Here is a 6,547-nt window from a genome sequence, read left to right as displayed (position 1 = left end):
CGGTTTTTAACAGGGGGGCGGCCCGGGGCGGTAGCGGTAGAAATAGTTGGGGGTGGGGGGTTGAGGGGGGGGGCCGGGCCCCCCGCCCACCACCTCGTCGCGTCCCCGCACCCCTTCACCACGACCGCTGCTGGCACCGACCGAGGAGGACGGATGGACGAGCCCACGACCTCCGACGAGGGGTTCTCCCTCGTCGAGGTGGTCGTCTCCATGCTGATCTTCGCCCTGCTGGCGTCGGCGGTCGCCGGTCTCCTGCTGAAGACCTCGCAGGCGACGGCCCGGGGAAGCCAGCGGCAGGTCGCCGTCAACGTGGCCGACCGCGAGAAGGAGTACCAGCTGGGCATCGCCTGGACGGACGTCGCCTCGCGGAACACCACCACGACCCTCAACGGCGCCACCTACGCCGTCGCGACGACGGTGACGTTCGTCCCGGACAGCGCGAGCGGCAACAGCTGCTCCGTCGCCACCGGCGCCAGCCTGGCCTACAAGCAGGTCAAGGTCGCCGTGTCGTGGCCCGGCATCGGCACGACGGCACCCGTCACGACGGAGGTGCTGCGGCCCATCCCCATGGCGGAGACGGGCAGCACCAAGGGCGCCGTCGGCTGGCAGCTGCTCGACGCGACCGGCGCCGGCCTCCCCGGCATCGCGGCGACGCTCACCGGCCCCGGTGGGAACCGGACCGCCCTGACCAACAGCAAGGGGTGCGTCGTCTTCTCCGACCTGGACGAGGGCACCTACACGGCCACGGTGAACCAGTCCGGCTACGTCGGCCGGAACAACCAGCAGCAGCAGACGGGCAGCGCCACGGTGGCGGCCGGGAAGATCTCCGTCGTTCCCGAGCTGCGCTACTCGCCGATCGCCACCGCCCGCGTCACGACGACCGTCCCTGCTGGCTACCCGGTGGTCCAGGAGTACGGCGTCATGCTCAACGCCGCGGACGGCAACGGGTACGACACCCGACCTGTGTGCTCCAGCGGGCAGGACCCGCGGACCACCGCGTGCGCCGCCACCGACGGGACGGTGTCGCGCCTCTACCCGAAGAGCTACGTGCCCTACGCCGGGCAGTGCCTCACCACGCACGGCGGAACGTCGATCACACCGACCGTCCAGGGCACCCCGCCCTCGACGACCGTCACGCTCGGTGGTCTGTGGCTGAACCTGACACCGTCGGGGGCCGGCCCGTCCACCGTCGAGGTGAGGGCGACGACGCCCGCCACCGCCTCCTGCCCCGGCCTCTCGGTCGTGCTGGTGACGGGCCCCCGCGCGACCACCCGCGAGGTGAAGGCCGCGTTGCCGCCCGGGCCGTGGACCATCTCCGTGAACGGCTCGGACAAGTCCACCGTCACCCTGGCGCCCGGTACGCCCGCCTCTGCGACGCCGGTGGCCTCGTGATGCGCCGGCTGGTCCGACGCCGTAGGGACGTCCGGCACGGCGCCGCGGACGCTGGTCTCACGCTGGCTGAAACGGTGGTCAGCATGGTCGTGGCCGGTCTCGTGCTGGCGGGCGTCTCGGCCGTCACCATCAACCAGGTCCGCGCGGTGGACGCCGCGGAGAAGCGCAACGCCGCCACCCTGCAGACCGCGGGCGCGCTGGACCAGGTCGCCAAGCAGCTGCGCACGGCCACAGCCCTCGGCTCGCCGCCGCGGGCCTTCATCACCGCCTCGGCGGAGGAGGTCGGCTTCTACGCCAACGTCTTCTCCCTCGACCAGAGCACCGCGGCCGGCAAGCGCGCGGCGCAGCGCCCGCAGGAGGTGTGGCTGTGGACCCGCACGAGCGGGAACCGGCGGCAGCTGTGCGGGCAGGTGCGCCCGCTGTCGTGGACCGCCGCCGGTGACCCGGTCCTCCCGTCCACGCCGAGCCTGGCCACGGCGAGCGCCCGCACCTGCCGCGTGCTCGTCGACGACCTCGCGGCCGCCGACGCCGTCCCCACCTTCACCTACCTGCGGGCCACCGACCAGCTCGGCACCTCGGGCACCTCGGTCAGCACCATCGCCTCCGCCAGCGGTGCCGTCACCGACACCACGGCCGTCCAAGCGGTCGAGGTCCGCCTCCGCGCCAAGGCCGACACGTCGCGCGGTTCCAACGTCGTCACCAGCGTCGCGCGCGTGACGCTGCTCAGCCAGTCGTGAGGAGGGCCACCGTGACCCGCACCCGCCCGCTCCTGAGCCGCCTCGTGCGGCGCTCGGACGACAGCGGCTTCACCATGCTCGCGGTGCTGGTCAGCGCCTTCCTCGTGATGTCCCTGCTGCTGGTCGGCATCGCCCTGGCGGCCTCCGCCATGACCCGCAGCCGTGCCTCCCAGGACGACCGCGCCGCCCTGACCGCCGCTCAGGCGGGGCTGGCCGACTACATCAGCCGGCTGAACAACTGCGAGACCTACTACCTCGGCAGCGCCTCGCCGTGCGCCACCACCAACCCGGCCATGGGTGCCGGGAACTGGGCGACCCTCCCCGGCACCAGCGGTGCCGACGCCGCCCGGTACAACCAGCAGATCATCAGCACGCCGCTCGACGCGGGGTCCACGGGCGTCCGCGTGCAGGTGGACGGCCGCGCACGCGGCGAGACCCGCCGGCTGACGGTGGACCTGGCGCGCACCGGTTTCCTCAAGTACCTGTACTACACGGACTACGAGACCTTCAGCCCCAGCAACACCCGGCGCCTGCGCGCCGGTACCTCGTACATCACGGGAGACACGTCGACCTCCTTCACGCTGTCCGGCTCCGGGACGGCGCGCTCCTTCACCATCCCGCGCAACGCGACGGTCACCGTTGCTCAGCCGACCGAGGCGCAGGTCCAGGCCGGCTGCCAGCGGTACTACTACGCCAACGGTGCCACACCGGCCCGGTCGACGTTCCCCCGGACCGTGTCGTGGACGTCGGCGTCCGGCAGTGGTAGCACCGAGGCGTGGCCCACCACGGCGCAGGCGGCCCCCGGCGGTACGGCCAACTACACGTGCCTGACCATCAACTTCAGCGGTGCCGATACGTTCGACGGGCCCGTCCACTCCAACGACGCGTTCAGCATCAGCGGCCCCGTCCTCTTCAAGGGCGACACCACGACGTCGTGGAAGACGACCGGCAACCCGTGGTACGGCGCGGCGAACCCGTCGACCTCCGGCCGCAACCCCGAGTGGGCCACCCGGATGGACATGCCCAGCACCACCGACAAGCAGAAGTCGGTGGCGGCGTCGGGCGGCTGCCTGTACTCCGGGCCCACGGCGATCGAGTTCCTGTCCGACGGGAAGCTGCGGGTGAAGAGCCCGCAGAGCACTTCCTCCTCGACGGGTGCCAACTGCGGTGGGGGCACGACCTCGTACCAGACCGTGGACGGTCCGGGCAACGGCGTGATCTACGTGCAGGCCGGTCCCACGGCCAACAGCTGCATCGACGAGTACCAGAAGGTCACCGGCGATGTCACGAACTACGACAACAACAACTGCCGCGCCGGGGACGCGTTCGTGCGCGGCACCGTCAAGGGTCAGTTCACCGTCGCGGCCGAGCACGACGTGGTCGTGACCGGCAACGTCGTCTACAACGGGGGCACGGGCTCCAGCAGCACCGATGTCCTGGGCCTGGTGGGCAGCAACAACGTCGCCGTCTGGAACCCCGTGACGGCGGCCGGTACGAACATCAACCCCCCGGGGGACCGGCGGATCGACGCAGCCATGGCCAGCGTCTCCAACAGCATCACCGTGTTCAACTACGGATCGGGCACCCGGATCGGGACGCTCATCGTCAACGGCGTGCTCATCCAGAAGTTCCGCGGTCCCGTCGCCACCGGCAGCGGCACGATCACGAGCACCGGCTACTCCAAGGACTACCGCTACGACCCGCGACTGACGAAGCTGCCGCCCCCGACGTTCATCGCTCCGGTGAACGACCCGTGGAAGGTCATCAGCCTGTCCGAGCAGCGGGCCAGCTGATGGTGCCCGTGCTCTGCGCACTCCTCGGCCTGCTGATCGGGTCCTTCCTCAACGTGGTCGTCCACCGCGTGCCGGCCGGTCTCTCGGTCGTCCACCCGCCCAGCGCCTGCCCCGGGTGCGGGGCGGCAGTCCTGCGCCGCGACAACGTCCCGGTGCTCTCCTGGCTGCTGCTGCGCGGGCGGTGCCGCTCCTGCCGGGCGCCGATCAGCGCGCGGTACCCGCTGGTGGAACTGGGCACGGCGGTGCTCTTCGCCGCCGTCGCCCACGTGGTCGGTCCCACGTGGGCGCTGCCGGCCTACCTGTACCTGGCGGCGATCGCCGTCGCCCTGGCTCTCATCGACCTGGACGTGCGGCGGCTCCCGGATCCCATCGTCCTGCCCTCCTACGTGGTGGCGGGGGCCCTGCTGCTCCTGGCGAGCGCCGGGACGGGGGACTGGGCCGCCGCGGGCCGCGCCGTCGCCGGGATGCTCGTCCTCGGCCTGCTGTACGGCGCTCTCTTCGTGGCCAAGCCGGGCGGCATGGGCCTCGGCGACGTCAAGCTGTCGGGCGTCCTGGGTCTCTACCTGGGCTGGTGGGGCTGGGACGCCCTCGCAGTGGGAGCCTTCGCCGCCTTCCTCATCGGCGGGCTGGTGGCCGTGGTGACGATCCTGCGCCGCGGCGGCGGCCGGCGCACCGCCATCCCGTTCGGGCCGTCGATGCTCGGCGGAGCCCTCCTCGCCCTGCCGGCGGCCGGCCCCGTCGCCGGCTGGTACCTCGGTCTCATGGGCTTGACCGTCTCCGCCTGACCGGCGGGGGCCACGGGTGCACGGCCCACTTCCTCAGCGGCGGCTCGCACCCGCTCGACGCTCAAGGCGCTGGTGGACCTACCCGATCACTCCAGGGAACAACCCGCGAGCCCGACGGCTCACCACTCGAAGGGGGCGACGTGCCCGGACGTAGCGCCATCGGTCTCGACATCGGGACCTCGGGCGTGCGCGCCGCGGAGCTGTCCTACGGCCGCGGTGGCATGACGCTCGAGAAGTTCGGTCAGGTCGCCCTGCCCGAGGGTGCCGTGCGCGACGGGATGGTCGTCGACCGCCCTGTGGTCGTCGGCGCGCTCAAGGCGCTGTGGAAGGGCAGCGGTTTCCGCGGCAAGAAGGTGGCTCTCGGGGTCGCCAACCAGCAGGTCGTCGTCCGCCAGGTGGACCTGCCGTGGATGCGCGCCTCGGAGCTGAAGGCGTCGCTGCCCCTGCAGGTGCAGGACTACCTGCCGATGGCCGTCGCCGACAGCGTCATCGACTTCCACGTCACCGAGGAGGTCAACGACGGCGGGCCCCGGCTGCTGCGCGGGCTGCTGGTCGCCGCCTCCCGCGAGATGGTCATGTCCAACGTCGCCGCGGTCGAGGCCGCGGGCCTGCGGGCGACCTCCGTGGACCTCACCTCCTTCGCCGTGCTGCGCAGCATCGGCAAGCCCCACGCCGCCGTCGCCACCGAGGCGCTCGTCGACGTGGGCGCCCGCATCTCGAACCTGGTCATCCACTCCGGCGGGCAGCCGCGCTTCGTCCGCGTCCTGCTGTCCGGCGGCCAGGACGTCACCGACGCGGTGGCAGAGCGGCTCGGTGTGCCCACCGCTCTGGCCGAGGGCATCAAGCGCGGCGGCCCCGACGAGCTGTCCGAGCAGGAGTCGGAGCTCGTCACGAGCGCCGTCGACCTCATGCTCGAGGTCTTCGTGGACGACATCCGCAGCTCCCTGGACTACTACGGCGCCTCCAACCCCCAGTTCCCCGTGGAGCGCATCGTGCTCTCCGGCGGCGGCTCGCTCCTCGCGGGCGTGGCTGAGCGCCTGGAGCAGGTGACCCGCAAGCCGGTCGTCCTGGGCGACCCCGTCGCCGGCCTGCACATCGGCCGCACCGGCCTCGACGCGGCACAGCTGTCCGCCGTCCAACCCCTGGCGGCCGTCCCGGTCGGCCTGGCCCTCGGAGTGATCTCATGAGCTTCCAGACGCTGGAGGCGGTCGCGACCCGCACCGCCGTCGTGCGCGTCGACCTCCTGCCGCCGGACGTCGACGAGGCGCGCGGGGAGCGCCGCCTCAAGGTCGGCCTGGGCGTCGTGCTGGCCGGGGTCGTCGGTCTCGCCGCAGCGGCCTACGGCATGACCGCGGGTCACGTCGGTGCCGCCGAGGAGGCGCTGGCCGCCGAGCAGGACCGCACGCTGCAGCTGCAGCGCGCGCAGGATGAGTACGCCGAGGTGCCCCAGGTCCTCGCGCAGCTGCAGGCCGCCCAGAAGGTGCAGGCGGACGTCAGCGCCTACGAGGTCCCTCTGTACGCCTACCTCGACCGCCTGGCCGGTGCAGCCCCCGAGGACCTGACGTACACGTCGGTCGCCTTCCGGGTCGTGCCGCCCACCGCAGGTGAGACTCCTACCGTCGTGGACCCGTTGTCGGTGCCCGGCATCGGCACCCTCACCGTCACCGGCGAGACCTCGACCCAGTCGCGGATCGCCGAGTGGATGGACGGCGTCAGCGCGATCGGTGGGCTCGCCGACCCGCGACTGACGAACTCGGTGCTGGACCAGACCTCGGACACCGTGACGTTCAACGCGACCGCGACCCTGACCGACGACGCCCTGCTCGGCGAGCAGTGAGCG

6 protein-coding genes are annotated in these 6,547 nt (G+C 72.2%); all 6 read left to right on the top strand.

What is annotated here, in order from left to right; genetic code table 11:
- Positions 1-153: 153 nt before the first annotated feature.
- The 6 genes from ACRYMY_RS10000 (at position 154) to ACRYMY_RS09975 (ending at position 6,544) form a co-directional block, all read left to right on the top strand.
- On the top strand, positions 154-1,392 hold the full coding sequence (locus tag ACRYMY_RS10000) for a prepilin-type N-terminal cleavage/methylation domain-containing protein (protein ID WP_432547106.1): 1,239 nt from the start codon (positions 154-156) through the stop codon (positions 1,390-1,392).
- Between the two features lie 74 nt (positions 1,393-1,466).
- Positions 1,467-2,129 (top strand): hypothetical protein, encoded by a 663-nt coding sequence (locus ACRYMY_RS09995; RefSeq protein WP_432547105.1) that lies wholly within the window; start codon positions 1,467-1,469, stop codon positions 2,127-2,129.
- A gap of 11 nt (positions 2,130-2,140) precedes the next feature.
- A complete protein-coding gene (locus ACRYMY_RS09990; RefSeq protein WP_432547104.1) occupies positions 2,141-3,922 on the top strand; it encodes a PulJ/GspJ family protein in 1,782 nt (593 codons plus the stop codon).
- Complete coding sequence (locus ACRYMY_RS09985; RefSeq protein ID WP_432547103.1) at positions 3,922-4,707, top strand: prepilin peptidase; 786 nt, start codon at positions 3,922-3,924, stop codon at positions 4,705-4,707. The genes ACRYMY_RS09990 and ACRYMY_RS09985 overlap by 1 nt, the downstream gene beginning before the upstream one ends.
- A gap of 140 nt (positions 4,708-4,847) precedes the next feature.
- Positions 4,848-5,894 carry a type IV pilus assembly protein PilM gene (pilM, locus tag ACRYMY_RS09980; protein ID WP_432547102.1) on the top strand — a complete coding sequence of 349 codons (1,047 nt, stop codon included), beginning with the start codon at positions 4,848-4,850 and terminating at the stop codon, positions 5,892-5,894.
- On the top strand, positions 5,891-6,544 hold the full coding sequence (locus tag ACRYMY_RS09975) for a hypothetical protein (protein WP_432547101.1): 654 nt from the start codon (positions 5,891-5,893) through the stop codon (positions 6,542-6,544). Before pilM ends, ACRYMY_RS09975 begins: the two co-directional genes overlap by 4 nt.
- The last annotated feature ends 3 nt before the right edge of the window (positions 6,545-6,547 follow it).

Origin of the sequence: Kineococcus haloalkalitolerans, from assembly GCF_050871905.1 — a bacterium.
In the GTDB taxonomy this organism is placed as follows: Bacteria; Actinomycetota; Actinomycetes; order Actinomycetales; family Kineococcaceae; genus Kineococcus.
The sequence above is the reverse complement of the archived record's forward strand: the minus strand, read 5'-3'. Positions and strand labels throughout refer to the sequence as shown.